25 protein-coding genes and 1 tRNA gene are annotated in these 26,552 nt (G+C 44.9%); 14 read left to right on the top strand and 12 right to left on the bottom strand.

All coding sequences use genetic code 11. The features are described from left to right. Positions 1–35: 35 nt before the first annotated feature. The 7 genes from SULKU_RS08775 to SULKU_RS08745 all read left to right on the top strand — a co-directional run bounded on the left by SULKU_RS08775 (position 36) and on the right by SULKU_RS08745 (position 7,363). A complete protein-coding gene (locus SULKU_RS08775; protein WP_013460606.1) occupies positions 36–737 on the top strand; it encodes a tRNA1(Val) (adenine(37)-N6)-methyltransferase in 702 nt (233 codons plus the stop codon). Further along, positions 722–1,102 (top strand): YkgJ family cysteine cluster protein, encoded by a 381-nt coding sequence (locus SULKU_RS08770; RefSeq protein WP_041666791.1) that lies wholly within the window; start codon positions 722–724, stop codon positions 1,100–1,102. The genes SULKU_RS08775 and SULKU_RS08770 overlap by 16 nt, the downstream gene beginning before the upstream one ends. Then, positions 1,095–2,351: a tetratricopeptide repeat protein gene (locus SULKU_RS08765; RefSeq protein ID WP_013460604.1), complete on the top strand. Its 1,257-nt coding sequence runs from the start codon at positions 1,095–1,097 to the stop codon at positions 2,349–2,351. The genes SULKU_RS08770 and SULKU_RS08765 overlap by 8 nt, the downstream gene beginning before the upstream one ends. Continuing rightward, positions 2,351–3,136: an indole-3-glycerol phosphate synthase TrpC gene (trpC, locus tag SULKU_RS08760; RefSeq protein ID WP_013460603.1), complete on the top strand. Its 786-nt coding sequence runs from the start codon at positions 2,351–2,353 to the stop codon at positions 3,134–3,136. The genes SULKU_RS08765 and trpC overlap by 1 nt, the downstream gene beginning before the upstream one ends. Beyond that, positions 3,133–3,699, top strand: coding sequence for an SCO family protein (locus SULKU_RS08755; RefSeq protein ID WP_013460602.1), 567 nt, complete (start codon positions 3,133–3,135; stop codon positions 3,697–3,699). Before trpC ends, SULKU_RS08755 begins: the two co-directional genes overlap by 4 nt. Continuing rightward, positions 3,696–5,216, top strand: a complete 1,521-nt coding sequence (locus tag SULKU_RS15315; RefSeq protein ID WP_013460601.1) for a methyl-accepting chemotaxis protein — start codon at positions 3,696–3,698, stop codon at positions 5,214–5,216. The genes SULKU_RS08755 and SULKU_RS15315 overlap by 4 nt, the downstream gene beginning before the upstream one ends. A 125-nt stretch (positions 5,217–5,341) precedes the next feature. Then, entirely contained in the window at positions 5,342–7,363 is a 2,022-nt protein-coding gene (locus SULKU_RS08745) for a diguanylate cyclase (protein ID WP_013460600.1), read from the top strand. Between the two features lie 4 nt (positions 7,364–7,367). Here the strand turns inward: SULKU_RS08745 and SULKU_RS08740 are convergent, their stop codons facing one another. After that, the gene (locus tag SULKU_RS08740) at positions 7,368–7,811 is read right to left on the bottom strand and encodes a GatB/YqeY domain-containing protein (protein ID WP_013460599.1); all 444 of its coding nucleotides are present in this window, start codon (positions 7,809–7,811) and stop codon (positions 7,368–7,370) included. 57 nt (positions 7,812–7,868) lie between these two features. Here SULKU_RS08740 and flgH point away from each other — a divergent pair, with 57 nt between their 5' ends. Together flgH and SULKU_RS08730 are read left to right on the top strand one after the other, a co-directional pair. Further along, entirely contained in the window at positions 7,869–8,585 is a 717-nt protein-coding gene (gene flgH, locus SULKU_RS08735; protein ID WP_013460598.1) for a flagellar basal body L-ring protein FlgH, read from the top strand. 84 nt (positions 8,586–8,669) lie between these two features. Beyond that, positions 8,670–11,240, top strand: a complete 2,571-nt coding sequence (locus SULKU_RS08730; RefSeq protein ID WP_013460597.1) for a cation-translocating P-type ATPase — start codon at positions 8,670–8,672, stop codon at positions 11,238–11,240. Here SULKU_RS08730 and SULKU_RS08725 read toward each other — a convergent pair. Genes SULKU_RS08725 through SULKU_RS08700 form a run of 6 tightly spaced genes read right to left on the bottom strand, consistent with a single transcriptional unit; the run spans position 11,194 to position 17,220 of the window. Continuing rightward, the gene (locus SULKU_RS08725; RefSeq protein WP_013460596.1) at positions 11,194–12,402 is read right to left on the bottom strand and encodes a murein hydrolase activator EnvC family protein; all 1,209 of its coding nucleotides are present in this window, start codon (positions 12,400–12,402) and stop codon (positions 11,194–11,196) included. The genes SULKU_RS08730 and SULKU_RS08725 overlap by 47 nt on opposite strands. After that, positions 12,403–13,215, bottom strand: coding sequence for a cell division FtsX domain-containing protein (locus SULKU_RS08720; RefSeq protein WP_013460595.1), 813 nt, complete (start codon positions 13,213–13,215; stop codon positions 12,403–12,405). It lies immediately after the preceding gene. Further along, positions 13,202–13,873 (bottom strand): cell division ATP-binding protein FtsE, encoded by a 672-nt coding sequence (locus tag SULKU_RS08715; protein ID WP_013460594.1) that lies wholly within the window; start codon positions 13,871–13,873, stop codon positions 13,202–13,204. Before SULKU_RS08715 ends, SULKU_RS08720 begins: the two co-directional genes overlap by 14 nt. Next, positions 13,866–15,038 carry a tRNA (guanosine(46)-N7)-methyltransferase TrmB gene (gene trmB, locus SULKU_RS08710; protein WP_013460593.1) on the bottom strand — a complete coding sequence of 391 codons (1,173 nt, stop codon included), beginning with the start codon at positions 15,036–15,038 and terminating at the stop codon, positions 13,866–13,868. The genes SULKU_RS08715 and trmB overlap by 8 nt, the downstream gene beginning before the upstream one ends. Before the next feature lie 3 nt (positions 15,039–15,041). Next, positions 15,042–16,298, bottom strand: a complete 1,257-nt coding sequence (locus tag SULKU_RS08705; RefSeq protein ID WP_013460592.1) for a fibronectin type III domain-containing protein — start codon at positions 16,296–16,298, stop codon at positions 15,042–15,044. Continuing rightward, positions 16,243–17,220 (bottom strand): RluA family pseudouridine synthase, encoded by a 978-nt coding sequence (locus SULKU_RS08700; protein WP_013460591.1) that lies wholly within the window; start codon positions 17,218–17,220, stop codon positions 16,243–16,245. The genes SULKU_RS08705 and SULKU_RS08700 overlap by 56 nt, the downstream gene beginning before the upstream one ends. A 186-nt stretch (positions 17,221–17,406) precedes the next feature. On the opposite strand from SULKU_RS08700, the gene SULKU_RS08695 reads away from it, so the two are divergent. After that, positions 17,407–18,516 (top strand): FtsW/RodA/SpoVE family cell cycle protein, encoded by a 1,110-nt coding sequence (locus tag SULKU_RS08695; protein ID WP_013460590.1) that lies wholly within the window; start codon positions 17,407–17,409, stop codon positions 18,514–18,516. 35 nt (positions 18,517–18,551) lie between these two features. Further along, a tRNA-Ile gene (locus SULKU_RS08690) sits at positions 18,552–18,627 on the top strand. A gap of 134 nt (positions 18,628–18,761) precedes the next feature. Here SULKU_RS08690 and SULKU_RS08685 read toward each other — a convergent pair. Next, on the bottom strand, positions 18,762–19,307 hold the full coding sequence (locus tag SULKU_RS08685; RefSeq protein ID WP_281047843.1) for a recombinase family protein: 546 nt from the start codon (positions 19,305–19,307) through the stop codon (positions 18,762–18,764). 241 nt (positions 19,308–19,548) lie between these two features. On the opposite strand from SULKU_RS08685, the gene dnaA reads away from it, so the two are divergent. Both dnaA and SULKU_RS08675 read left to right on the top strand, forming a co-directional pair. After that, positions 19,549–20,880, top strand: coding sequence for a chromosomal replication initiator protein DnaA (dnaA, locus tag SULKU_RS08680; protein WP_013460588.1), 1,332 nt, complete (start codon positions 19,549–19,551; stop codon positions 20,878–20,880). An 85-nt stretch (positions 20,881–20,965) separates the two neighbouring features. Further along, positions 20,966–21,562, top strand: coding sequence for a hypothetical protein (locus SULKU_RS08675; RefSeq protein WP_013460587.1), 597 nt, complete (start codon positions 20,966–20,968; stop codon positions 21,560–21,562). 5 nt (positions 21,563–21,567) lie between these two features. On the opposite strand, the gene SULKU_RS08670 is transcribed toward SULKU_RS08675, so the two are convergent. Genes SULKU_RS08670 through SULKU_RS08655 form a run of 4 tightly spaced genes read right to left on the bottom strand, consistent with a single transcriptional unit; the run spans position 21,568 to position 24,302 of the window. Continuing rightward, a complete protein-coding gene (locus SULKU_RS08670) occupies positions 21,568–22,497 on the bottom strand; it encodes a helix-turn-helix transcriptional regulator (RefSeq protein ID WP_013460586.1) in 930 nt (309 codons plus the stop codon). Between the two features lie 5 nt (positions 22,498–22,502). Beyond that, the gene (locus SULKU_RS08665; RefSeq protein ID WP_013460585.1) at positions 22,503–23,039 is read right to left on the bottom strand and encodes a hypothetical protein; all 537 of its coding nucleotides are present in this window, start codon (positions 23,037–23,039) and stop codon (positions 22,503–22,505) included. A 31-nt stretch (positions 23,040–23,070) separates the two neighbouring features. Then, complete coding sequence (locus SULKU_RS08660; RefSeq protein ID WP_013460584.1) at positions 23,071–23,373, bottom strand: hypothetical protein; 303 nt, start codon at positions 23,371–23,373, stop codon at positions 23,071–23,073. 29 nt (positions 23,374–23,402) lie between these two features. Next, complete coding sequence (locus SULKU_RS08655) at positions 23,403–24,302, bottom strand: cell division protein FtsZ (protein ID WP_013460583.1); 900 nt, start codon at positions 24,300–24,302, stop codon at positions 23,403–23,405. 139 nt (positions 24,303–24,441) lie between these two features. On the opposite strand from SULKU_RS08655, the gene SULKU_RS08650 reads away from it, so the two are divergent. After that, positions 24,442–26,547, top strand: coding sequence for an AAA family ATPase (locus tag SULKU_RS08650; RefSeq protein WP_013460582.1), 2,106 nt, complete (start codon positions 24,442–24,444; stop codon positions 26,545–26,547). The last annotated feature ends 5 nt before the right edge of the window (positions 26,548–26,552 follow it).

The raw sequence follows: 26,552 nt of genomic DNA, 5'->3' as shown, positions 1-26,552 counted from the left end.
TATAATTGCCTAAATAATAACGCAAAGAGACGTAAATGCTCCTTTATCAACCCGACGGCGGCTACTGTTACAACAGCGATTCGATACTGCTGTACGGGTTTATCTCCCGTTTCGCACCGAAGGGAAAAATGCTCGATGTCGGAGCGGGGAGCGGGATCGTCGGATTGCTGGTAGCGCGCGATTTTAAAGAGGTCGTGCTGGAGGGGAGCGAAAAACAGAGCCTTTATGCGGAGTTTGCCCGCCGCAACGCACAAATCAACGGCATCGGCTATACGCTCCACGAGGGGGACTTTTTGGAACTGGGCGGTCACGGAAGCTATGACTGGATCGTTTCCAATCCCCCGTTTTACCATGAGGGTTCCGCGCGCTCGGAAAATCCGATCCTCCATCAGGCACGCTATAATATCCATCTCCCTATCGAAGCGTTTGTCACCAAGATTTCGAAACTTCTGAAATCTTCGGGTGAAGCGGCGATCTGTTACGACGCGCGTCAGTTCGCTGAGCTTTGCAGTGCGTTTGAGAGTAGAGGATTAAGAGTCGTTGAGGTACAATTCGTCCATTCCAAAGCGGACCGTCCTAGTATCCTTGTGATGATCCATGTTAAAAAAAACAGCAAATCGGCGCTTACCGTCTTGCCTCCGTTGATAACGTTTGAGGAAGAGGGGAGGTATACTCCGGCCGTGCAGGCCATCTACGACAAAGCAAAGGCGCACAGTATCAAATGTCTGATTTCATGACACAGGAAGGTTTCAGCTACGCGTTCGACCCCTCTGCCTGCGCCTCGTGCGGCGGAAATTGCTGTACCGGAGAGAGCGGCAGCATATTCGTCTCTGTGACCGAAATTGCCGCCATCGCAAAGCTTTTGGAAATGGACGAGGGGGAATTTCGCCGTACGTTTTTGCGCAAAGAGGGGTTTCGCTTTTCGCTCAAAGAGCGCCTCGTGAACGGTTCGTACGACTGCGCGTTTTTTGACCGTTCACAAAACGGATGTAGTATTTACGAAGCCAGACCGCTGCAGTGCCGAACCTTTCCCTTTTGGGATTATTTTCGGCACCGTATCGATGAGCTAAAAGCCGAGTGTCCGGGGATAATCCATGACTAGATATCTACTGCCTTTTATTGTAACGGGATGTGTACTCAGTGCCGCACCGATGAGCGTGAGAAACACGCAAGCATTGGAAGATACCCTTTCCCTCTACGCATTGGATGCTCAAATGCACCAAAAATACCACCGATCTTCCGGTTTTTTTACAGAACTTTACAAACAAACCTCCAAAAAAGAGTACCTTTACCAATCGTTTAAGATGCTGGAACAGGCCAACGATATCAAAGGACTGTCCAAACAGGTTGCCGCGGCCCTTGCCGTATCACCCGAGGATGAGATATTAAAACGCTTTGAGATCATTGTTTTGCTCAAAGAGGGGAATTTCGGCGAAGCGTCCCAAAAATCTCTTGTTCTGAGTGAAAAGAGCAAGGAGTCGGCGAATTACCTTCTGTATGCCGAAGCCCGTTTGAAACTCGCCGATTATGCGGGATCGGTGGAAGCGCTCAAAAAAGCGTATGCGCTCAATTATGACGAAACGACGGCTGAGAGGATCGCATTGATCCAATATACGCAATTGGGTGAAAAAAACGAAGCGATAGACTTTTTGAAAGCGCATATTGGAACCCACGGCAACTCTCAAATCCTCGGCAAACGGTTGGGAAGTCTGTATGCGGACAGAGGCGATTTGGACGATGCGGCACAGATGTACGAGCAGACCTATGAGGCGTTCCAAGACCCTTCATCCGCCGACGATGCCCTCAAAATTTACCTCTACCAGCAAAATTTTTCCAAAATGACGGCATTGTTGGAAAAATCCCACACCAACGATCCCCTTTTGCTCGATATCTATGTCAAAATCAAATCGTTTGACAAAGCTTCAACCCTTGCGCAAAAACTGTATGAACGTGAAGACAATCCGCTCTATCTGGCCCAAAGCGCCGTTTTCAAATACGAAGGCTCAAGCGACCGTAACGATCCCTCTATGCTCGCAAGCGTGGTCGAGGGGCTGAAAAAAGCCAACAAAGACTTGGAAGAACCGCTCTATTTGAACTATCTGGGGTATTTGATGATCGATCATGATCTCAATGTAACCGAGGGGATGGGGTACGTCCGCCGTGCCCTCGAAAAACAGCCCGATTCGCCGTTTTATCTCGATTCCCTCGCCTGGGGAAATTATAAACTGGGCGAGTGTGCGGAAGCGCTGCGGCTGATCAAACAGGTCGAGTCGATGATCGGCAGTGACGAAGAAGAGGTCAGAGATCATCTCAAAGCGATTGAAAAGTGTAAACCAAAGGAGAAAAATTAATGATTTTAGATGAGATAATCAAAAAAACCAAAGAAGATTTAAAAGAGCGCGAAGCGGCGTTCAGCATGGAATGGCTGGGACGCTCTTTGGCATTTAACGCCCGTGCACCGCGTGACGTGCGCCCCTATCTGACCTCGACTCCGCAGGAGCCGTACCGTATCATTTCCGAAGTGAAAAAAGCCTCTCCGTCCAAAGGGGTGATCCGTGAAGATTTCGATCCCGTAGCGATTGCGCAGGCGTATGAGCGCGGCGGTGCGAATGCGATCTCTATTTTGACCGAGCCCCATTTTTTCCAGGGGAATCTCGATTATCTCGCCGAAATCCGTCGATACGTCAGCATCCCCCTTTTGCGCAAAGATTTTATCGTCTCCAAATATCAGCTTCTCGAAGCGCTCGTATACGGAGCCGATTTCGTACTCCTCATCGCCGCGGCGCTCTCTACGAGCGAACTCAAAGAGCTTCTCAACTACACCCGCCATCTGGGAATGGAGGCGTTAGTCGAGATTCATGATAAATCCGAACTCACCAAAGCGATTGCGGCGGGTGCCGATATTATCGGGATCAACCACCGTAACCTTCAGACGTTCGATATGAACATGAATCTCAGCTATGATCTTATCCCGTTGATCCCAAACGGAAAGATCATTGTCGCCGAGAGCGGCATTTATGAGCACGGACAATTGGAAGATCTGAACAAAGCGGGAGTCGATGCGTTTTTGGTCGGTGAGTCTTTGATGCGTCAAGAGGATGTGGAATCGGCACTGAAAACTTTGAAAAACGGATGAAATCAACGATTAAAACCATTTCTGGGATACTTTTAGTTATCATTGGATTTGGTACGATTGCGGGATTGGCATTTCCCGCATTGAGCGATCCGAAGCATGCGGGCAGAAGCGAAGATATAAGAATTGTTGATTTTCCTTTTTTAAAAGGGGAAACATCGGAACTTATATTGGTCTATTTCGGCTATGTCGGATGTACCCGTGTTTGTACTCCGGCGTTGAACGATTTGTCCGGAATTGATGACGAGATACATAAGAGAGGGTTTGAACACGTCCCGTCCGTATGGTTTGTCAACATGACCCCACAAATGGATCCTTCGTCGGTGCAAAGCTGGGCGGAGCATTTTAACCAACGGTTCAAGTCGTACGCGCCTACGGACAAGGAGCTTCAAGAGATGGTACATACCCTCAATCTGGTGTATACGAAAATGGGTGTGGAAGCGGAGCATATGCCGTATCTGTATTTAATACAAAAAAAAGGGGAAAGATATGAGTTGGTCTATATCTATACCTCTTCGCCGTACAATCGATCGCTAATTTTAGAAGACATAGGAGCGTTACAATGAATCTGAGATTTCTTTTCCCTGCGCAGGATCCGACACTCAGTCCCGAGATAAAAGAGAGATTGAGAGCCGATTATATTAAAGCGGATAAATTTATGCTCCTTATCGGGGTTCTTGCTTTCCTAACGGTGGCTTTTATCACGTCGATCCGATATTCGACCTATCAATTCGGTCTTATTAACGGAGCGGTAGCTCTGGCTCTGATCGTTGCCGCTTATTTGGGCTTTCGGGGGACAACCCTCGGACGCAGTATCATCGGAGTCGCCCTCACCATTTTTCCAATGATTATGATCCAGCAGCAGCTGGGAATGATCGAGATGCACTTCGCTCTGTTCGTTATTGCGGCATTTTTGGCGATTTATAAAGACATTATCCCTATTTTGCTGGCTACGGTTGCGGTCGCGTTTCATCATATCCTCTTTTTTATCCTTCAGTTGAATCATGCGACGATGTTCGGCTTGGATGTCATTGTATTTTCGAGCGGTTGCGACATCTGGATTTTGTTGACTCATATCGTTTTGTTTGCGACGCAGGTTGTTGGTCTGGTCTATATCATCGTTACCAAATCGCATCAATTTATCCAAAGCAACAAGCTTCAAATCCAAGCGGACAATAACGTCAAAATGCTTGAAGAGGGGATCCGTGAAGATGCCATGATGGTAAACGAAGCCGTCAGCATCGCCGCTGAAGTTTCAAAAGGGATTATTGAGCGGACATTAAGCGCCAATCCTTCCAATGCTCAGCTCAAAGAACTTCGGGAAGTATTTAACAGCATGCTCGGGGCCTTGCGTCAAATGGTGGGGCAGGATCTGCAGGAAATCATCCGTGTCGTCGAATCGTACGGCAAGCTCGATTTTACGCAGCGTATCGCTAAAAGCAGCGGGAAAATTGAGCAGTTAGTCAATAACTTAGGGGATGATATCGCCGCAATGCTCCGTACCAGTCTGAGTAACGGTACCTCAATGGAAGAGAATGCCCATCGTCTTCAAAAGAATGTCGAAGAGTTGGATAATGCTTCTCAAAAACAAGCAGTCGAGATTCAAAAAACGGCGTACGAAGTTGACCGAATGACGCAAAGCGTGCATGATGTTCTTCAAAGAACGCAAGAGGTAATACGCCAATCCGATGACATCAAAATGATTATCACCATAATCGGCGATATCGCCGAACAAACCAATCTTCTTGCCCTTAACGCCGCCATCGAAGCGGCGCGCGCCGGCGAACACGGAAGAGGATTTGCCGTGGTAGCGGATGAAGTACGCAAATTGGCCGAACGGACCCAAAAATCGCTTTCGGAGATCAATGCGAACGTCGGTATATTGATCCAATCCATTACCGATATCGGTGATGCGATTGAAGGTCAGGCCAAAGGGATTAATGAAATCAATCACATTGTGGCGGGCTTTGAAGAAGAGACGAAAAAGAATGCCGATATCGCTAAAAATACCGATGAGATCGCCAATGAAGTCTTTGTTATGGCTGATCGCGTCCTGAGCGATGTCAAAACGAAAAAGTTTTAGCAGCGGGTGTTGAGGAACAAGGCCAATTATGTTAAAAACTGTGGAACAATAAATGAATATAATTTTTTTGATTCAAAGATTTAATGTTATAATAATTTAATTTATCGTCATGTCAGGAATGGGGAATGAAATCATACACAACGTACAAACAGCTTATTGCTAAAACGGTTATACTCTCGCTGGTGACCAGTTTGGCCGTCGCATTTTTGTACGGTGTGTATATCAAAAAGCAGGCGATTGACGATCTTGCCCGCGTGGATGCGCGTAAAACCAGCCGTTTGGCATTTGAAGCGCTTTATTCGGCCATGGAAAAAGGGTGGAGCAAAGAAGAACTTGATGCGATTATTGTCCGCTTGAATAAAGTTGAGCCGCAAATGCGGATCAGCGCCTATCGAAGTCCTATCGTTGCAGAGCTTTTCGGGGACCGGACGATAGACAAACAGGTTCGTGAACACGATCCGATGGTCGCTCAGGCAATGCGGGGGAACGAGATATTGACCGGTGAGGACGATATCCGCTACCTTTATCCGATCGTCGTTAACCAAGAGTGTATCAAATGCCATACCAATGCAAAAGTCGGAGACATTAACGGCGTTATTGACGTCCGCTTCCCGGTTGCAAACCTAAAAATATCGTTGACGACGATGATCAACTCGTTTATCATCTTTTTTATCCTGTTCACCGTCATCATTTTTGCCGTTTTGTATTACAAACTCAATTCATTGTTGGTTCAGCCGATTAAGCAGTTCATTCTGATGATCCAGGATATTATCAGCAATAATGACATGGCAAAACGGATCAGCCTCAAAACAAAGATTTTGGAAGTCAAAAATATCGAGAACTATTTCAATAAAATGCTCGATTCGATTCAAGACTATTATGAAAAGCTCCAGGAACTTTCCGACCGCGATTATTTGACCGGATTGTATAACCGCCGAAAGTTCGAAGAGTTTTTGAGTTACGAGGTAAAACGGTCTCTCCGTCACCGCCATAAGTTTACGGTGCTGATGATCGATTTGGATAATTTTAAATACATCAATGATACCTACGGGCACGCATCGGGTGATTTGGTACTCAAAGAGGTGACCGAAATTTTCGGTTCCAAACTTCGCAATGCGGATATTCTTGCCCGTATCGGAGGGGATGAGTTTGCGGTGATTTTGCCGGAGACGCCGTACGAGAACGGGTATGCCGTAGTCGAAAAACTTCGCGCATCCCTTGAATCGACGCCGATTTCGTTGATGTTCGATCAGGTATCGCTAACAGCGAGTTTCGGAATCGCGGAATATCCGGAACAGGGCGAAAACATCGAGTCGCTTCTTACGGGATCGGATTTGGCGATGTACAAAGCCAAACGGGCGGGAAAAAATACGATCGCCCGCGCCGATCAGAGCGATCAGGAGATGGCGAGCGAGATTCAGAAAAAAGGGGAGTTCCTTCGCCGTGCCATCGACGAAGATCGGATTGAGCCGTTTGTTCAGCCGATTTATAATGTACGAAGCGGAGAGATATTCGGTTATGAGGTATTGGCACGTATTCGTGACGGCAAGCGCTATATGGCGGCCGGGCAGTTCATCGATGTTGCGGAAAGCTTAGGATTTGCGTCGAAGATCGATCAGATTATTCTGACAAAAGGGCTGTATGCACGGGAAGAGAAAGGGTTATGGGATAAACGCTTTTTCTTTAATCTTTCAACCAAAAGCCTCTTTGGAGACACGTATGTCAGTGTTATCGAAGATCACTACAAACGCTCTCCTCATCCGGACAAAAACACGGGTGTCACGATCGAAATCTTGGAACGCGAAGCGATTCATAACGTCAACGGATTGATGGATATCATCGAGCAGATGAAACAAAGAGGGATCAGTTTTGCGCTGGATGATTTCGGTTCAGGCTTTTCGTCGTTTGTTTATCTGAAGTATTTCGATACCGATTTTGTTAAAATCGACGGTGAGTTTGTCAAAAATATCGTGGTCAATGAAAAAGACCGTATTTTTGTAAAACATATACACCAAATCGCAAAAGAGTTTGGAAAAGAGACGATAGCCGAGTATGTCGAAGATGAAGAGACACTCGCTATCCTAAAAGAGATCGGAGTCGATTACGCGCAGGGGTTCCATCTGGGCCGCCCGCATCAGTTGAGCTAAGGATTTAGCTCAAAAGTTTTTTAGCGCATTCGTTGATCCGTTTTCCGTCAGCCTGAGCACCGAGTTCTTTGGAAGCGGCTCCCATGACTCTACCGATATCTTTCATCGTTTCGGCACCGGTTTGGGTGATAATGGCGCGGATGGCATTTTCCAACTCTTCGTCGCTCAGTTGTTTCGGCAGATACGTTTCAAAAATAGCCGCTTCGGAAGCCTCTTTTTCATACAAGTCTTCCCGTCCCGCATCACGGTACTGGCTCATTGCGTCATTGCGCTGTTTCACCTGTTTTTGGATAATTTTAATAATATCTTCATCACTGAGTTCTTTTCGCTCATCCACTTCGATTTGCTTCATGGCGCTGCTTAGAAGACGAAGAGCATCGCGTAACGGAACATTTTTCTCTTTCATAGCCGTTTTGATGTCATTATTGATTTGTTCTTTTAAACTCATTTCTATCCCTTGGAACTATTTTTGCTTATTATAGCCAAATATCAATTGGATGGAATAATGCGCATATCCCTTTACTTATCAATTTTATCTGCGTCATTGTTGCTGAGCGGTTGTACTGCGCGTCTGACAGAGCCTGAAATCACATTTACCCCTCCGAAATATGTCGAAGAGATGCCGTCGCGTGAAGAAGAGAACAGTTTTGTCGCCCGAGGCAGCCTGTTCGGTCAGGGGGACAGTCCTCTTTTTTCCGATCATAAAGCAATGCATGTAAACGATGTGGTCACGGTCGTGATCTCGGAGACGGCAAGCAGCTCGAATGTCGGTAAAAAAGCCCTTTCCGAAGCTGATACATTAGGCTTGAACGGTGGAGTATTCACTTCAGCCGGAGCAAACTCGACGGTTAATTCGGCGGTCAATAAACTGAACGGATTATCGAATATCGGATTCACCGGCGGATCGACCTCTTCGTATGCCGGATCCGGCAGTGCCACTAAAAACGCTTCGTTTACCACGACGGTTTCTGCTAGAATCGTTAAAGTTATGTCAAACGGAAACTATTTTATTACCGGGCGCCGAGAAATCATGGTGGATGATCAAAAACAGATCATGCAGCTAAGCGGTGTCATCCGTCCGTATGACATCGATCAGAATAATCAGATTAACTCGGCAAAAATTTCCGATGCCAAAATCCTATATGCCAATGAAGGGGATGTAGATCGCTCAACCCAGCGCGGCTGGGGAAGCAAACTGGTCGAAGCGGTTTGGCCATTTTAAGAAAATCTTCCCTCTTACCCCGAATAGGGCGATAGTACGCTAATATAACTCTTTGCAGCCTCATAAGGCAGTAAAGAGGCAATAATGAACAATTCTGATTATTCGTATACAAAAACCCCTGAAGAACTGTATGATTTATTAAAAAGCTCCCCGTCGGGTATTGAAGCTAATGAAGCGGATAAACGTCTTCGTATATACGGGTTCAATACGCTTAAAGAAGAGGAGCGCTCTTACTTCTCAATTTTTTTAGGACAGTTTAAAAGCCCTATTGTTGCTATTTTGATCGTTGCGGCAGTGTTATCGTTAATGATGGGACATCGAACGGACAGCATGATAATCGCAGGGATTCTCATCATCAACAGTCTATTGGGGTTTGCTCAGGAATACAGGGCTGAAACCTCCATCAGAGCATTGAAAAAATTGACCGAAACACATGTGAATGTTATACGAAGAGGACTGGAAGCACTGATACCTTCCCATGAAGTTGTCTTGGGCGATGTTGTTTTGTTAGGGGAGGGAGATCTTGTTCCTGCTGATATCCGCCTGATCGAATCGCATGGTCTGCAGGCAGACGAAGCGATTTTGACGGGAGAATCGGTCCCGAGTGCTAAAGAGGCAAATAGTATCCTCCCGATCGAGGCGCTTCCGTATGAACGGAACAATATGCTTTTTTCCGGAACGCATATCATCAAGGGAACGGCAAGGGGTATTGTTACCGCGGCGGGAGAAAATACCTACTTGGCGTCCATCGCACGAAGTGCAAAAGAACAATCCCCCCATTCTCCCCTCACGCGCGCGCTGGCCATATTTTCCAAACGTTTGATGATCGTTCTGATCGGAATGCTTTTCCTTGTCGGGATTGTAGGGGTACTGCAGGGGCGGAGCCACGGAGAAATGGCTTCTATTTTGATTGCCGAGCTGGTTTCGGCAGCTCCGGAGGGGCTTCCTATCGTTGTGACCCTTATTTTGGCATTGGGCGCATACCGGCTCAGCCACCATAAAGTACTGGTCCGTCATCTCCCCTCGGTCGAAGCGTTGGGAAGCGCATCGGTGATTGCCACCGATAAAACCGGGACCATTACCGAAGGGTTTTTATCGGTTCGGCAGACGGAGGCATTGGATCACGAGGAGTTGAAAAAGTGTGCCGTATTATGCAACGATGCCACCGCAGAGCGAGGCGATGCTGTAGAGACGGCACTGGTTCGATGGATCGGCGAAGAGTACATTTCGATCCGAAACAGCCATCCCCGTATTTTTTATCATCCGTTTGATCCGCAATCGCGTTATATGGCTACGATCAATCAAAACGAAACGAAAGAGCGCCTCTACATAAAAGGGGCGTATGAAGCGCTTAGGGCTATGGCGATAAATCCCGATGTTGAGTTGCAGACGCTCGATAATGCCCACGATGTGATGGCTCACGCGGGTCTTCGCCTGCTTGCGTTCGGGATCAGCGATGATAAATGGGAAGATGCATCGGCATGGAACATTCGCATCGTCGGTTTGATCGGCTTTGCCGACGCGGCGAAAAGCGGTGTTACGGATGCGGTCGCTCAGGCACAGGAGGCGGGAATCCGTGTCGTGATGGTGACGGGGGATAATCCGATAACGGCACGCGTCATAGCCAAAGAAGTGGGAATATGGAAGGAGGGGGAGACTATTCTCAACGGCAGTGAAATCGAAAGGATGGAGGATGCAGAGCTTCATACCGCACTTTTGGGGTGCACGGTCATCGCCCGGGCACTGCCGGAGCATAAATACCGTATCGTCAAACTACTTCAGGAACACGGGGAAATCGTCGCCGTAACCGGGGATGGGGTTAACGATGTTCCGGCTCTGAAAGCGGCCGATCTGGGAATCGCGATGGGCAACGGCAGCGAAGCGGCAAAATCGACGGCAAAAATGGTGATAACGGACAATAATCTCGGGGTTATCGTCGATGCAATCCGGCAGGGGAGAATCATTACCGCCAATCTACGAAAGGTTATTTTTTATCTTCTCGCCACCTGTTTCGATGAAATACTTCTTATCAGCGGAGCGATCATCATGGGGCTCCCGCTGCCGATACATCCGACTCAGATACTTTGGATAAACATCGTAACCGACGGGGTAACGGATAAGACGTTTCCGGTGTGCCGGGAAGAGGGGAACGTGATGAAGAGGTTTCCGAGGCGGCTGGAAAAACAGTTTTTTGATCGCTGGCAGGTAGCCAGGATCGGATGGGTTTCGGTTGTCAACGCATCGGTGACGCTGGCCGTTTTTTATCATATGCTAATGGAAGGGTACAGCTATGAGATAGCCCTTACGGTATCGTTTTGTATCATCGTGACATCGCAATGGGTAAACGGCATCCTGGCCCAGAAAGAGGAAGAGCCTTTTTTTTACAATATCCGAAACAGTATAACGATCAATCCGGCTATTTGGATCGGAATCGGAATCGGATTGGCGCTTCAGGCCGTCGCCCTCTATGTTGTGCCACAATGGTTCCATGCCGTCTCTCCGGATGGGGAAATGCTTGCCTGGATCGGTGCGGCTACCGTTTTGGTCTTTATATTGATCGAGAGCTATAAATGGCTGGAATGGGGTCTGAAAAAGAACCGTAAAGTTCTCAACGTATCATCTGCATCGGATCGATGTGGGCATTGCGCTGGGTGACCTGGAACATCAGCTCTTTTCCGACCCTTCCGATGATCGAACCCTGTTTTAGCCGTTTGCCTACCTCTACGGTAGGGGCGATGATGTTTAGGTGGGCATAGATGGTGTGCAGGCCGTTATCGTGCTCGATAATAATGACGTTTTCAAGCATAGCCGTCGGTTTGGCCAAAATAACTTTGCCGTTCAGGACCGATTTGACTTTGGCATCCGATTCGGTCGGACGCAAAGAGACGGAATCGTTGAAAATTTTGATGCCGTAGATCGGATCGGTATAGGGACCGAACCGTTTGGTTACGACATACCCGTCCAGCGGAGCGATGGTACGTTCACCCGAATAGGCCGCAACGCTGGAAGGGCTGTATTGTGCCACCGCTTGCTGCACGTCAGCAGGGATCGGTTTGCTGCCCGGTTTTTGAAGCGGAGGAGGTGCTTTTTTAGGTTTAAGCTCTGCGCGTTTTATAATGTTGAGACTGGCAAGAGTATTTTGTAGCGAACGCTGCTGATTGAGAATCTTATCTAACGATTTTTTATACTCACTTTTCTCTTTTTCGAGTTTGGCAATCGCCTTTTCATTCTCTTTTTTAGTTTCTAAAACCTTGTTTTTTTGCTGATCGATTACGGCAATCGATTTTTTAAGGACGGTCGTTTGGGATGCGAGCCCGTTAATCTTTTCATTATTGGCAACAAAAATAGCGTTGAGATCTTTGATCTCCTGATTGATCTGTTTAAGATGAAGCTTCAGTGCCTCTTCGGTGATGATGGCATCAGCCTCTTTTGCCCGATCATCGTTGATCAGCAAAGAGATGGAGGTGTTACGTGCAATGGCGAAAACCAGCCGCTGCTCTATTTCGTTTTGGGTTTTGATCAGGAAGTTTTGCTGTGTTTCCAGCCCTTTGAGGGTTGATTTGTTGGATTGATAGATTGTCTCTTTGGATTGAAGCTCTTCGACAAGAGAATTAATATGTTCCTGCTGGGAACCGACGATTTGGCGCTGCTGAATGATTTTGGAGGCTGTCTCTTCCAATTTCGCATTGAGCGTGGAATAGGTCTGTTTTGTTTCAATCAACTTTTTGGAGGTGGTTTTGATCTTCTCATCGATTTTTGCCGAATACAGCGATGTAGAGAGCAATGCAATGAGAACAAGGGAAAAAGAGGTTTTCATTTATTCCTCTTCTTCGCTTCCGATTACGATTGTCAACGTCAGAATAATCGATACGCCCAGTGCGATCAAGAGCGAGCGGAAGCCGTCATGGATAAAATCGAACAGCTGAATACTGATCCCTACCGTTCGCAGCAAAAGATCCATCCATCCGTATTGGTCGATCATGAAAAAGGCGAGACACAAGACGACGGTCGCGATAATGGCATCGACGATGGCAAGACGAAACAGTACCGCGGAACGGAGCCAGACGGGTGCACCGAAAAGGGCCATGATGGACATCCGATCGGCATGCTGAAACTGCCAAAGGCGCATCTCTTTGAGGATCAAAAGAGACGTAACCGCCGCAATGGCGATAGAGAAAATCTGAACGACGTCTTTAAACAAAAGCATCAGCTTGTAGACGGTATCGTGGGTCTGGGCATACCCTTCAACCCGTTCGATCCCCGGATTTTTTTCGAGTTTTTTCTGAAGTTTTTGTATCTCTTCGGGAGTCGGAAAACGGCTCAGATAGACGCGGTAAAATTTCGGCAAAGTGAGCTTCAATAAGTCAAGATTTTTTTTCGTCATCTCCCCTTGAAGACGCTTGAGCACCTGATCGGTCGCGATCGGCTCGCTTCTCTCGATAATCGAATCCATCGCTTTAAAATCGTGCGGATTGAGAACTTTATTGGAAACGACGACAATGGAATAATCGTTTTTCAGACGGTTCTCATACGCACCGATAGTACGGTCGACGGCTACATAAATCTGAACCGAAAACAATACGGTAAAGAGGGCTATGATGAGTGAGATATGATTTTTAAGAGACTTCATGGATATTCCCCATCTCAATATGATAATGTTTATACGGAACTTTTATGGAAGAGGGGATGCGGTGGGTTACGACGACGATGGTCGTTTTGAGCTGGGTGTTCGCCCCCTCCAACAGATTCCAGATCACTTCGGATGAATATTCGTCCAAGTTTCCGGTCGGTTCATCCGCCAGAATCAGGATCGGGTTGTGGGCGAGGGCACGCGCCATGGCGACACGCTGCTGTTCTCCTCCGGAGAGTTCAGGGGGATATTTTCCCGCTTGATGGATCAGTTTAACGTGGCCGAGGAGTTTTTGCACCTGCGGTCCGCTGATGTCTTTGGTATAGCCTGAGATGATGAGCGGAAGCATCACGTTTTTCTCAATTGTCCACTCTTTGATCAGCTTATAATCTTGGAAGACGATTCCGATATGTCGGCGGAGAAAATTGAGCTTCGAGGTACTGATGCGGTTCATCTTCACCCCGCCGACCATCAGCTGCCCCGCACGTGGTTCGATCGCACCGTAGAGCGATTTCAACAAGGTGGATTTGCCGCTTCCGCTGGCACCGGTGACAAAAACAAAAGCCCCCGCATCGATCGAGAAACTTGCTTTGCTGATGATGGTTTCAAACTCTTTGTACGAAAGGGAGAGATTTTCGGCGATAATAACTTTATCCATGGATCAACTCGTCTAATAGGATGTGGGCTTGGAGATTTGCGGAGGAGCGGACGGGAAACGAAGGGTAGTATCGGGCAGCACCGTTTTCGATCAAAACATAGGTGCTTTCGGGACGATCGAAACTCCCCATCGCCAGACGGATCATACTGCCGTTTTCACCGACGGTGAAGGTGCGCTCGACATGCAAAAATCCCCACTCGCGTTTGTAGGTCTCAGTGGAGAGACGGTCGATAATTTTCGGATCGACTGCACCGCCGGAGAATGTAAAATTTCCGATGATATCAGGTTCGGGAGACTCTGCTTCGCAGGTGAAGGTGACGTCATAGATGTTTTTTTCCATCTTTTTCCAGCGATCTTCATATTTGCTCACGATAGCGATCTCTTGGTTTTTACGCACGTCGAAACGGCTGATCGCGGGCGAACTGAAAGTTTCCAGCGCAAAACGGTAGTAGTTTTCGCTGTCGGTGCGCAGTTCCAGCGTACCGCCGACGCGCAAGGCACGTTCGGATTCTTTCAAAAACGCTTCGGAGATAACGCGGCGGTGCGGTTTTTTATCCCACGGCACCGGAAAATGGACGTAGATTTTGCCGACGATGTTGGAGGGGACGAATTCTAAAAACAGCCGTGCGTCGTAATCGATGATCATGATGTTGGTGATGTTTTGAATCACGATCTGTTTGAGCGCCTGCTCGATGGAAGGTTTATGAATCTCCAGCCCGATAAACAACACATCGGGATTTGCGGCCGCCTGATGGAGCAGATGGCGGGCGGAGCCGAAGCCTACCTCGATACGCACTTCACGATTCTTAGGGAAATTTTCGGCGAAATAGGAGATGGTTTTCAGCGCGTCGTGCGTTTTGAGGTGGGTGTTTTCCGGTGCGTTATCGACGTTTGAATCGAGGATAGGGGAACCGGAGCACTCCGCATATGCCAGCAATGCGTGTTTGAGGATAAAATTAGGTGAAGGACGGGTGATCTTATCGCTTTTGAGAAGTTTTTTTGCGCCGTTTTTGTAGACCAAAAAGAATTCTCTTCCCTTATAACGGGTAGCGATCAGTGCCCCCTCATCGGGATTTTTGTAGTCCGCTTGGAACAGAAATTCAACCTCGCCGCATTGCGTCGGATAGGTGAGGGGCTTAAATGATTCGAGATTTAAATGCGGCATTCGTTATTTGGCCTCATAGCTGAGTTCGACGGCTTGCGTCGGAAGCGAACGGATACCGTTCTTGTCGACGCTTACAATCTCATACAGATAGCCGGTATCGGGTTTGATATCGGTATCGCGGAAGCTGGTTTCGGTGATGTTGTTGATATCGATAGTCTCTCGGGTGACCCAGCTCGTTTTTGTTGTTTTGATGACGGTATAGCTGACACTCCGCGGATCGGTATTTTTCCATTGCAGCTCGACTACTTTATTGTTTATTTTCCCCTCATAGGCGATCGGCGTCTGAGGTTTTGAGAGGGTTGAACCCTGTGTGGCAACGGAGGGCTGGAGGCTCTCTAAACCGTCTTTGTCGACTGCGGTGATTTTATAAAAGTAGAATTTCCCGTCTTCGGTGATTTTGTCGGTAAAGGTAGTAGTTTCGAGTTTGACGTAGTACTCAAATTTTCCGTTCGGCGTTGATGAACGGTAAATGTTGTAATGGCTCAAATCGCTGATCATACTCGGTTCCCACGTTAGCGTAATGGCGCGCGGAAGATCGTTGGTCGAGGTGATGTTGTGAATTTCCGGAGGGAGCGGTTTGGTGATGATTTTGCTCTCTTCGCTCGGCTCGGTCGTGAGTTTGTCGAACGTCGTCGCTTTGACGTGATACAGATATACCTGCCCGTCTTTTAGGTCATGGTCGATGTATTCCGCATTCAGCCGTCCTGAAACGGTAGCGATAGCGTTCCATTTTTGTTCGGTTGCATCTCTTCGTTCGACGATATAGCCGTTGATTTTGCCGTTCGGATGCGGGCGCCAGAGAAGTTTGGCACTGCGCGGCATGTTACCGACCGCTTGAAAAAAGCTGACCGGAGCGATCATCGGCTGGGTTGCGACGAGCATGGTTTCACTCGCTATCGATTCTGTCCCCTCTTTGGTGATGGCGGAAAATCGGTATTGGTACTCGCATCCGGGTTTGAGGTCGCTGTCGACGAAATGGGTTGCGAAACGGCTGTCGATCGTAGCGATGCGCTGTAACTTCTGATCTTCGGCACCCGGAGTGTTGCGATAAACGTAATAGCCGCTGATGCGCGGATCTTCGATCAGTTTCCACTCAAACGCGATCGACGTGATATCGGCAATAAAACCGTTTAATGAGGGGGTAGGAAGGGATGAGTCGATCGTAACGGTTTTTTGTGGTGTGACAGGCTGAGGAGCACAGCCGCTAAAGAGACTCAGTGCTAAAGAGGCGCTCAATGCGTAGCGGATCGATGAGTTCATGCAGTTCCTTTGAATCAAAATGTTTAGTTAAATAATCTTCCATCACGTCTCCCAGAGGAGCGGTGAAATTCACCCTCTTTAAGGTCGTCGGATGGGTAAAATAGAGGTTATAGGCATGAAGCAATATACGTTCCATTTTATCGCTTTTTGCCGAAGTTCCGTAGAGGTGATCACCGATGATATGGCGGCTTATTGACTCCAAATGAACCCGTATCTGATGGGTCCGTCCGGTGTAGAGTTTGCAGGCGATCAGTTCCTCGGTCTCATCATGGCTTGGGAGAAGTTTGGCAAATGCCGTTTTGGCATTTTTCCCGCTCTCGCTGATGGCCATTTTGAGGCGGTTGTTGGCGCTTCGTCCGATAGGGCGGTCGATAACGGTGATGGTCTCTTTCATCGCGGGGGTAATGATCGCAAGATAGTATCTCCCCATCGTTTTGTCCTGCAGCTGAAGCGAGAGGGCTTCGTGGGCTTCGTTGTTTTTGGCGATGACCATCGCTCCGCTCGTACCGCGGTCGAGTCGGTGGACGATGCCGTGGCGCTCTTCGCCGCTCAGCGTCGAGAGGGCAATCCCTTTGTGTTTGAGCCAGTCGACGAGGGTCGGTTCTTTCACACTCGGTGCGGGATGGACGGTGAGGGAGCTGGGTTTGTTGATAACGAGGATATCATCATCCTCGAACAAGATATCGACGTCGAAATCGATCTCCTGCGCCGGAGTCGATTTTTGTTCGGGGAAGCGGATGATTACCGTTTGGGAAGGTTTGAGTTTCAATCCTGATTTGGCGGTTTCTTTACCGTCCACGCTAACGCAGTTTTGTTCGATGAGCTGAGTGATCTGGTTGCGTGTCTGTCCCAGCTGCTGTGTTAAAAAAACGTCCAGACGAACAGCTTCGTCGGTCGTAAACGTTGAGTCTTCTTGTGTCAAAATAGGGTGCCTTTAGTTTATTGTTTTTAGATTCATTTAGACAATGTAAACTTCTGCCTTAGAATAAGGCAAGCTTCAGTGCCTTAGCGGCCAGCGCAGCAAAAGGGATTTTATTCCTTTTGCGTTCAAAAAAAATTAGTATAAGCCCGCTATGCTACAATTAGCAAAAATTAAAGAAGGACCGTAGTGCTTAATATTGATAGACGAATTTTAGCACACTTTGATTTTATCACGGTTATCTTATTGATTCCGCTCATATTCACTTCAGGTTGGCTCATCTACGAGATACATCCGACTCTCGGGCAAAAGCAGATGTTTTATGTTTTTGTCGGGGTCGGGGTGTTTATTACCCTTTTTCTCCTCCCTATCCGACGGATGCTCTGGATGATCCCGATTGCGTATTGGACGAGTATATTGCTCTTAATCGCGGTAGAGTTCGTGGGGCATAGCCGACTGGGGGCGAAGCGGTGGATCGAGATACCGTTTATCCATTTTACCCTCCAGCCCTCGGAGCTGCTTAAACCTGCGTTTGTACTGATGCTGGCGTACCTGATCAGCCGAAATCCCCCTCCGCGCGACGGGTATCGGCTCAAAGATTTTATAAAACTCTCGTTTTTCATTCTGATGCCGTTTTTCCTGATCGCCAAAGAGCCCGATTTGGGGACGGCGACGGTACTTATGATGCTGGGATACGGAATCTTGTTCATCGTCGGGGTACATTGGAAAGTGTGGATCGGTCTGATCGTGTCGTTTATCATCTCTTTGCCGCTGATCTATTCGCAGCTGCATGATTACCAGCGGCAGCGTCTGACCGACTTTGTCAGTGAAAAACCGAGCTATCACGTCGAGCAGTCGATTATCGCCGTAGGTTCGGGTGGCTTTTTCGGAAAAGATAAAGAGGACGCCACCCAGACGCAAATGAAGTTTTTGCCGATCGCATCGAGCGACTTTATTTTCGCCTATGTGGTGGAGCGGTTCGGATTTTTCGGGGCGTTTTTACTGATACTTCTGTATTCGGCACTGATCGTCCATCTGCTTATCATCGCCTTTTGGACGGAGGATTATTATATAAAGGTCGTCGCAGGGGGATTATCGCTGCTCTTTTTCATCTACATGTCGGTCAATATCGCCATGACGATCGGATTTGCCCCCGTCGTAGGGGTACCTCTGCCGATGTTCAGCTATGGGGGGAGCAGTTTTATCAATTTTATGGTCATTCTGGCGATTTTGGAAAATCTCCTCGCCTATCGTTTCCGATATCTTTACGGGGATACGGGTAAAAAAAGCTTCGTCTAATGATAGAGCGTTTATAATTGCGCTCTTTCAAAACCGGGTCAATAGTTCAGTGGTTAGAGCCCCCCGCTCATAACGGGGTTGTCGCAGGTTCAAATCCTGCTTGACCCACCACCTTCAAACATCCTAAATAACGCACTTTCTTCGGATTTAAATCTAATGATATAAAAACTGATTTTATACAGGGGACGAATCGGGGGACGAATAGTACTTCTTAATCGTAGAATCCGCAAATAGTTTCAAGAATTTTAATATCTTTTCAAAGTATCAATCAACGTCGATCGCTTCACTTCAAACGTTCGGCAAACGGCCGCTTTTGACATTCCATTATTCAAGGCTTCCAAAATAGCATCCATCTTCTCTTGAGGAATTGCTCGCGGTCGCCCGCCGATACGTCCTCTTTTACGTGCTGCTGCCAATCCGGCATTGACCCGTTCTTGTATAAGTGAACGTTCAAACTGTGCCAGTGCTCCAAATACATGAAACAATAGTTCTCCTGACGCACTGGAGGTATCCATCCCCTCGGTCAAAGATCTGAATCCGACACCTTTAGATTTGAGTTGTGAGATGATTTCGATCAAGTGGGGTAGGGACCTTCCTAATCGATCCAATTTCCAAACAACAAGTGTATCACCTTCTTTGACATACTCCAGTGCTTTTGCCAAACCGACACGATCATCTTTGGCTCCCGATGCTTTGTCTTCAAAAATATTTCGCTCATCCACTCCAGCACTAATGAGTGCATCTCGTTGTAAATCAGTACTTTGTCGATCACCATCGGTTGATACTCGCATATATCCTATTAGCATGTCGGAAAACCTCAAATGTTAGTATTCAACTATTATATCATTCCGATAGGGTTTTTCGTATAGTTTATGGCAGCTTTTTCGCTTCTAAAAGCAGGGTAGGGCATAGTGTACGGAAAACACTTGATATCCAATCGTTTTGTAAGACCATATAATTTTTTCATTTATTGGACAAAACCTGTCTACCAATTTTGATAGTATAAATTGAAATTAATATACGGGTAGCGTTATGGATAAAAAAAATGTTAGCATCGGCGAATTAATTATTGAAGAGCTTGAAAAACGGGTAAATCCAATTGATTTTAAACGCTACATCAAGCAACTTAAATACAATGAAGCATTATCTAAACCGCATAGTGTCGTCTTTGACACACCAAATGCACTGATTGCCAACTGGATACAATCAAAACATGCAGAGTTAATTGCAACACTCTTCGAAATAAAGACAAATATTAAACCAGCGATATCGTTTCGCATAAGTGATGATGAAGTCTTATTGACATCATTTATGGAAAGCTCAAATGCTTCAAAGACAGCCACCATCGGATCACCTCTCAACCCTTTATATACCTTCGATAACTTTATCGTTGGAGGTTCAAATGAATTTGCTTATCGTGCAGCAATTATGGCTAGCAAAAAGCCTGGAATCGTATATAACCCGTTATTTATTCACGGTGGTGTAGGTTTAGGTAAAACGCATTTGATGCATGCAGTTGGGAATGTATTGAAAGACTATGGCAAAGAAGTCATCTATACATCCGTTGAAAATTTTCTCAATGATTTTTCACGCTATTTACGAATTGGCGAAATGGAACAATTCAAAAATAAATACCGGAAGTGCGATTTACTCCTTATTGACGATGTTCAATTTCTCAGTGGAAAAGTGAAAGTTCAAGAGGAATTCTTCCACACCTTCGAAGCACTAAAAAATGAAAACAGACAAATTATTATTACTTCAGATCAACATCCTAAAAAAATAAAGGGCATTGAAAAGCGTCTTATTAGCAGGTTTGAGTGGGGTCTTGTAGCGGATATTCAGTCGCCTGAATTGGAGACAAAACTGGAAATTATCAAAAAAAAGTGTGAAATCAATCGTGTTAGTTTTAGTAACGACATTATCCAATACATTGCTACGATTATTGAAAACAATACACGAGAAATTGAGGGAATCATTACCAAGCTCAATGCCTATTCACAGCTCATGGGAATTGAAGTGGATCTTGAATTCGCACGCAGTGTAATGAAAAATCAGATTGAAGAGAAAAAAACTGAAATCACGATCGATTCTATTTTAGAACTGGTAGCAAAAGAGCTGAACGTAAAGCAAAGTGAAATGCGTTCTAATAATCGTACTGTGCCAGTAGTCCATGCTCGCCGTATAGCCATTTATCTATCTCGAACATTAACTCCAAATTCTATGCCTCAATTAGCGAGTTATTTTGGGCTAAAAGATCATACTGCTGTCAGCCATACCATGAAAAAAATTAAAGATATGATGGAAAATGATGATGATTTTAAACTAAAGATCGATGAAATGATCAATAAAATTTCAAATATTTAAAAAACACAAATACCATTTGTTAGGACATATTTGTGTCTCGTATTCTCCGTATCATTGAAATAATTAAATCATAAGGATTATTTCTATGATGCTTACAGAAAGCATGAAACTTGTTGAAGTCGATAAGGGATATTTTTTTCAGGATCATCCAATTGAGCATACCAGTGAGTATCGTTTTTGGGTGGATAACAGTTTTTATGTTCTACTGAGAATAAAATATAAAGCCGTTGGGGAGAGTTTGCGATGGCATATACCCATTGTCAATTTTGGATATCAAATAGAGATTGAAAAACATGATGAAAAGCAAGCCCGGTTTTCAAAACTAAGTGATGTAGATGCTCAATCGGGGCTATCTACAAAGCATTATTTCTCTGATCCGGTAAATCGCAGTATCGTGCGTAAGATTATCGGAAAAAATCTAATCCATTACATTCGCCGTAAAAACCCTCCTGTCATTATTCGTGGACCGATGACGACCATAAAGAGGGGATTGCGACGTTATTATGAGATAAGCGAGATACTGGACTCAATAGGATTTAATGAACGAATCTTTAGAGCGGATGAAATGCCAAAAGATCTTTGGACAGTTGAAAATAACAAGTGCGAAGCGGATGATGAGATGTGGATGTATGTTCGTGATGAAGTCTTGTGGAAAGAATTGGAAGGGTGGAAGGTGCTTTAATCGACTTAAAGCCCTTTTGTATAGGTTGCAATTTTCTCCATGAGCATCTCATTGATCCACTCCGGTTCCAAAATACGAACATGCGGTAGATACCATTGAACGATAGGGAGGATTTCCATTTCATCGGTTATTTTCAAAACGACTTCGATGGAGCCATCCGGATCTCGACCCTCGATGCTTTGCCCGTGGTAGGGTTTACGTTCGAAGTAGGGGGCGATGGTTTTATCAACCCATAAGCGTACTTCAAATGAGTCATTGAGCGAAAACCATACCGAGTATGCTTTTTCGATAGCTGAAGCAACATCTTTGGGATAGATAAACGATTCTTCGGTTTCAACGATAGCAGCGAGTGATTTTAGATGGAATTTTTTAAACGTATCCTTGTCTTCGGCATCAAATGCCAACAAATACCAATAGCCATCAAAAAAAGCGAGACGAAGGGGTTTTAGTTTGACAGTACGCTTGCGTTTGTTGACTGCTGTATACATCGCGGTGATTTCATGACGAGCTTTAATAGCGTTTTCGAGAAGTGAAAAAGTCTTAATATGATCTTCTGAGAGAGTTTCAGTATCGAGATTGGCAAAGAGGGGATGATCGAGCTGGCAGGTTACCTGTTCCAAAAGCTGATGGGCTTTGTTGTAAAAAGCAGAACCAGCTTGTTTGGCTAAAGAATCAAGAACACCAAGAACGATACGTTCTTCGTTGGCTAAGCCGTCTTCTGCACTGTTTCTGCTAAGTTTCCAACGCCGTCCGTCGCAATAAACCCCACTTCCTGACAGTGCTTCATGCAGGTCACGCTGTACAGTTTTCGTACTGACTTTGAGTTCTTCGGCTAGGTCTTTGATGGTTACTCCATCAGGTGAGCGAGAGAGGCGGTCGTAGATATAAGAGAGACGGTCGTATTTTGAACCCGTCTTTTCGAAATGAAGAGGCATGGTTATTATTTCCTTTTCTTTCGACTTGTAGAAAAAATATGTGTATCGTCAAATTCCAACTCTTCAATATATATTTTTCCTGATACTTCTGGCATCAAGTTTCTGTGGTTATCATAATTATAGATTCGAATATTTTTGAATGTTTCAAGCATTTCTTTTTTTCGAGAAATGGAATTTATATTTGATGAATTACCAGCTGGCCAATGGCTAAATATCAATAATTGCTCTGCTAATGATATCAAGTGATTCCAATCATCTTCATTTGGTTGATTTTTTCCAAATAATCGCCCTACATATATTTGTACATGGTCTTTATCAGAATTCAAATACCAACCCTCTTGTCCAATTCTTTGACCAAATGTTTGTTCTGCAGCTTTACCAATATATAGTAATACATGGGAACCATATACAGGATGCGTTCCATATATTTGATAAACACCGTAATCTTTATTGTCATCTTTTAATGTATTTAATTCATCTAAGGTATATGGTCCTTTCCACTCGATGAATATTTCTACAGCATCATTGACCATATTTTCCATTTTTATTTTCTCCATTTTTAGTATAAAGATTCTATCCTATTCTATCAAAATGCGTACGGCCTATAATATTGAGTGCCATGGTATCATCAATAATTTCATAAGTCGCCCCATTAAATGTCAATGATTCATATATTTGCCCATGCGTAAAGTGCTCATTGCTTTCTCCGACATATTGAAGCTTTCTTTTGTATTCTCGTCTTTCAAACAATCCGTCGAGCATTGATGTGTTGAGAATACTCATAATATGTTTTAAATCTTTTGTCTGGAATCCTGGATACCGTTCACACATATATCCAAGTGCATTATGGAATTTTTCTTCCGCTTTAAACTCCATTGTCGTGCTCCTTTGCATCTATCTTTAAATCAGAATACATTGTTCACTGGTACCATGAGTACTTTCTCGAAGCCAGTAGCAATGATAGTGATTTGTATAAAATCGATAGGGATATTTTTATCGGTAGTAGTTCCAAAGATAACATCAGCCGATTCACCGACATTGCTATGAATAATATCAATTGCAGTACTAAGTTTTATAAAGTCGAATTCTGGATGCAACGTAAAATGAACCAGAACTCCAGTTGCATTTTTAATGGAGAGATCATCAGTGCTCATCAAATCAATCGCTGATGTGATGGCTTCATATGCTGCATTGTTACCCTGATTTTCTCCTATGCCTACAATCGCACTCCCTTTTTTACTCATGATAGTTCGAAGATCGTTAATATCCAGATTAATATCATTGTCTCCGCTTGAAAAAATCACCCCACTTATACTAAATATCACGTTGGAAACGATGCTATCAACGAATTTAAAACTATCTTGTATTTTAGTAGTTGGATCTATGCTTTCGAGTAGTTTGTCACAGGGTATTACCACAACTGAATCACATATATTTTTCAGTTCCATTAGACATGAATCGGCAATTTGACGTCGTTTTTGTCCTTCAAATCGAAAAGGTTTGGTCACTACAGCTATCGTTAATGCACTTGATTCTTTCGCGATTTTCGCGATGATTTGAGAAGAAAGGCTAGTTGTATTTCCACCCAGGCCAAATGTGATAAAAACTATGTCTGCATCAGATAATGCTTGAGAAAGCTCTTCACTACTCTCCTGATACCACGAATTGACGATTATTAGTTTTATTCCTTGAACTTTTTGTCTTTGGATGTATTCGATAATGTTTTCACCACTACTTCCAACCCCAATCGCAACGATTTTGAGTTTATTTTGCAAGTTGGTTTCATTAAGATCAAATGGATACATAAGCAATTTCCTTTGTTAGAGATTAAAGAAGTGTATCGATTTATCTAGACAAAAAATGTCTCGTTTTAAGATTATTAAATGGACAAAAAGTGTCCAATTGTAGCGTTATAGTTCGATAATCTCAAAGTCGGAGCTTATCATGAACACTAAACAAACCACACTAGATTTGTCTATCAATGAGACTTACTATGTAGAATCACACAGTAAAGAGCTTATCGCTTATTGGTCGTTAATGTGTATTGTAAAACTCGGAGGTATGCGAAATTTTATGGATGATAATCGGATCCATTATGATAATGTCGCTGATTTTTTAGGATTTGGTGAATACATTAACAGTGATGAACCAAAGAAGAGACAAGTAGTTTTAGGAAGTCTAGAAAAGCTATTGCGTAAACTGGAAAAAAGTCCTAAGCCTTCTTCACCTATTTTAGAGGTAAATATTGCGAAACTATCTTCATTGGTCGGGTTGGATGGGATAGAACAAGACGTTCTCCGTTTTGTGGTGTATCTAAACTACTATAGGATATTTGATGAAGCGACTCGAACGATAGGGGATTTAACCGCCGAACAGTTGCAGATTGTATTAAGTGTATTATTAGGACGCAGTATAGAAGAAATTAAAAAGGCTTTATCACCAAGGGGGCGTTTAGCTCAGGCGGGACTTTTGAGTATCGATCGCAATAGTAGCCATTCGATGCGCCAGAAAATAGATGTAGCATACAACGGATTTATAGAAAAAATGATGACTTGCGATGATGACGATGTCGAATCAATGATCAAAGACTCCGTTCGACGCTGCGAGATGAATGATCTTACATTGAATGATTACACACATATCGCCGAGCAGCTAAATATATTAGTTCCCTATATGCGTGAAGCGATTGAAGCAAAACACAAAGGGGTCAATATCCTCTTGTATGGTCGACCCGGTACAGGCAAAACTGAACTGGTCAAAACCATAGCCAAAGAACTCGACATTGAGCTTTTTGAAGTGAGTTATGCTGATGAGGATGATGATCCTATCGATGGAGATCGACGACTACGAGCCTACCGAACGGCTCAAACATTATTGCAAAAGAAAAAGATCATTTTAATGTTCGATGAGATCGAAGATGTAATGCAAGATGAAGAAATCGGACTTTTTGGTCCACGAAAAAAACAAAATAAAAAGGGGTGGTTCAATCGCATTTTAGAAAACAATGTGGTTCCCTCTGTGTGGATTACCAACAATGCAGGAGCTATCGATGATGCAACCATTCGACGCTTTGATATGGTCATTGAAATCCCGGTACCTCCGAAGGCTAAACGACGTGAAATTATCCAAAACAACTCAGGAGATTTTTTAAGCGATACCGTTATCGAAAAGATAGCCAAAAATGAAAATGTTTCACCGGCAATTATTACACGTGCCGCCAAAGTGGTTCAAGCGATTCAAGATCATATGCAAGAACCATCAAAAGCATTTGAAATGATTGTTGAGAATACATTGAAAGCACAAGGGTTTAGAGGTCTTGAAAAAGAGGGGATAATTGAGCTTCCCTCAAGCTATGATCCATCATTCGTCAATACGGAGCATGATCTGAAAGCTCTGGTTGCAGGTATTGCTAAACATCAAAGTGCCCGTATCTGTTTATACGGTGCTCCAGGAACAGGAAAAAGTGCATTTGGGCAGTGGATAGCACGTGAACTCGATCGACCATTTTTACTCAAAAAAGGATCGGATCTGATGTCGATGTGGGTTGGTGGAACTGAGAAAAATATCGCTCGTGCTTTTAAAGAAGCAATGGAAGAAAATGCTGTTTTGATCTTCGATGAAGTGGACAGTTTTTTGCAAGATCGTAGATCCGCTAAGGCATCATGGGAAGTGACGCAGGTGAATGAAATGCTGGTTCAGATGGAAAACTATAACGGTATTTTTATAGCAACTACCAATCTAATGGATGGACTGGATCAAGCATCTTTACGACGGTTTGATCTCAAGCTTGAATTTGGGTATCTCAAGCCCCAACAATCATTGGAGCTCTTTACGAAAGAGACCATATTGATGGGGATTGACACCATTTCAAGATCTGTTGAAAATGATATTAAAAGTTTGAGCAGACTCACTCCGGGAGATTTTGCGGCAATTCGAAGACAGAGTCGGTTTTCCCCGATAATAACTGCAAATGATTTGTTGGATCGATTGATAGATGAAGTCAAAATCAAACAGCATGATGATTTGAAAAAAATGGGATTTTTACGATGAGATGC

The sequence above is a fragment of the Sulfuricurvum kujiense DSM 16994 genome (genome assembly GCF_000183725.1).
In the GTDB taxonomy this organism is placed as follows: Bacteria; Campylobacterota; Campylobacteria; order Campylobacterales; family Sulfurimonadaceae; genus Sulfuricurvum; species Sulfuricurvum kujiense.
This window is presented reverse-complemented; position numbering and strand designations above follow the sequence as displayed.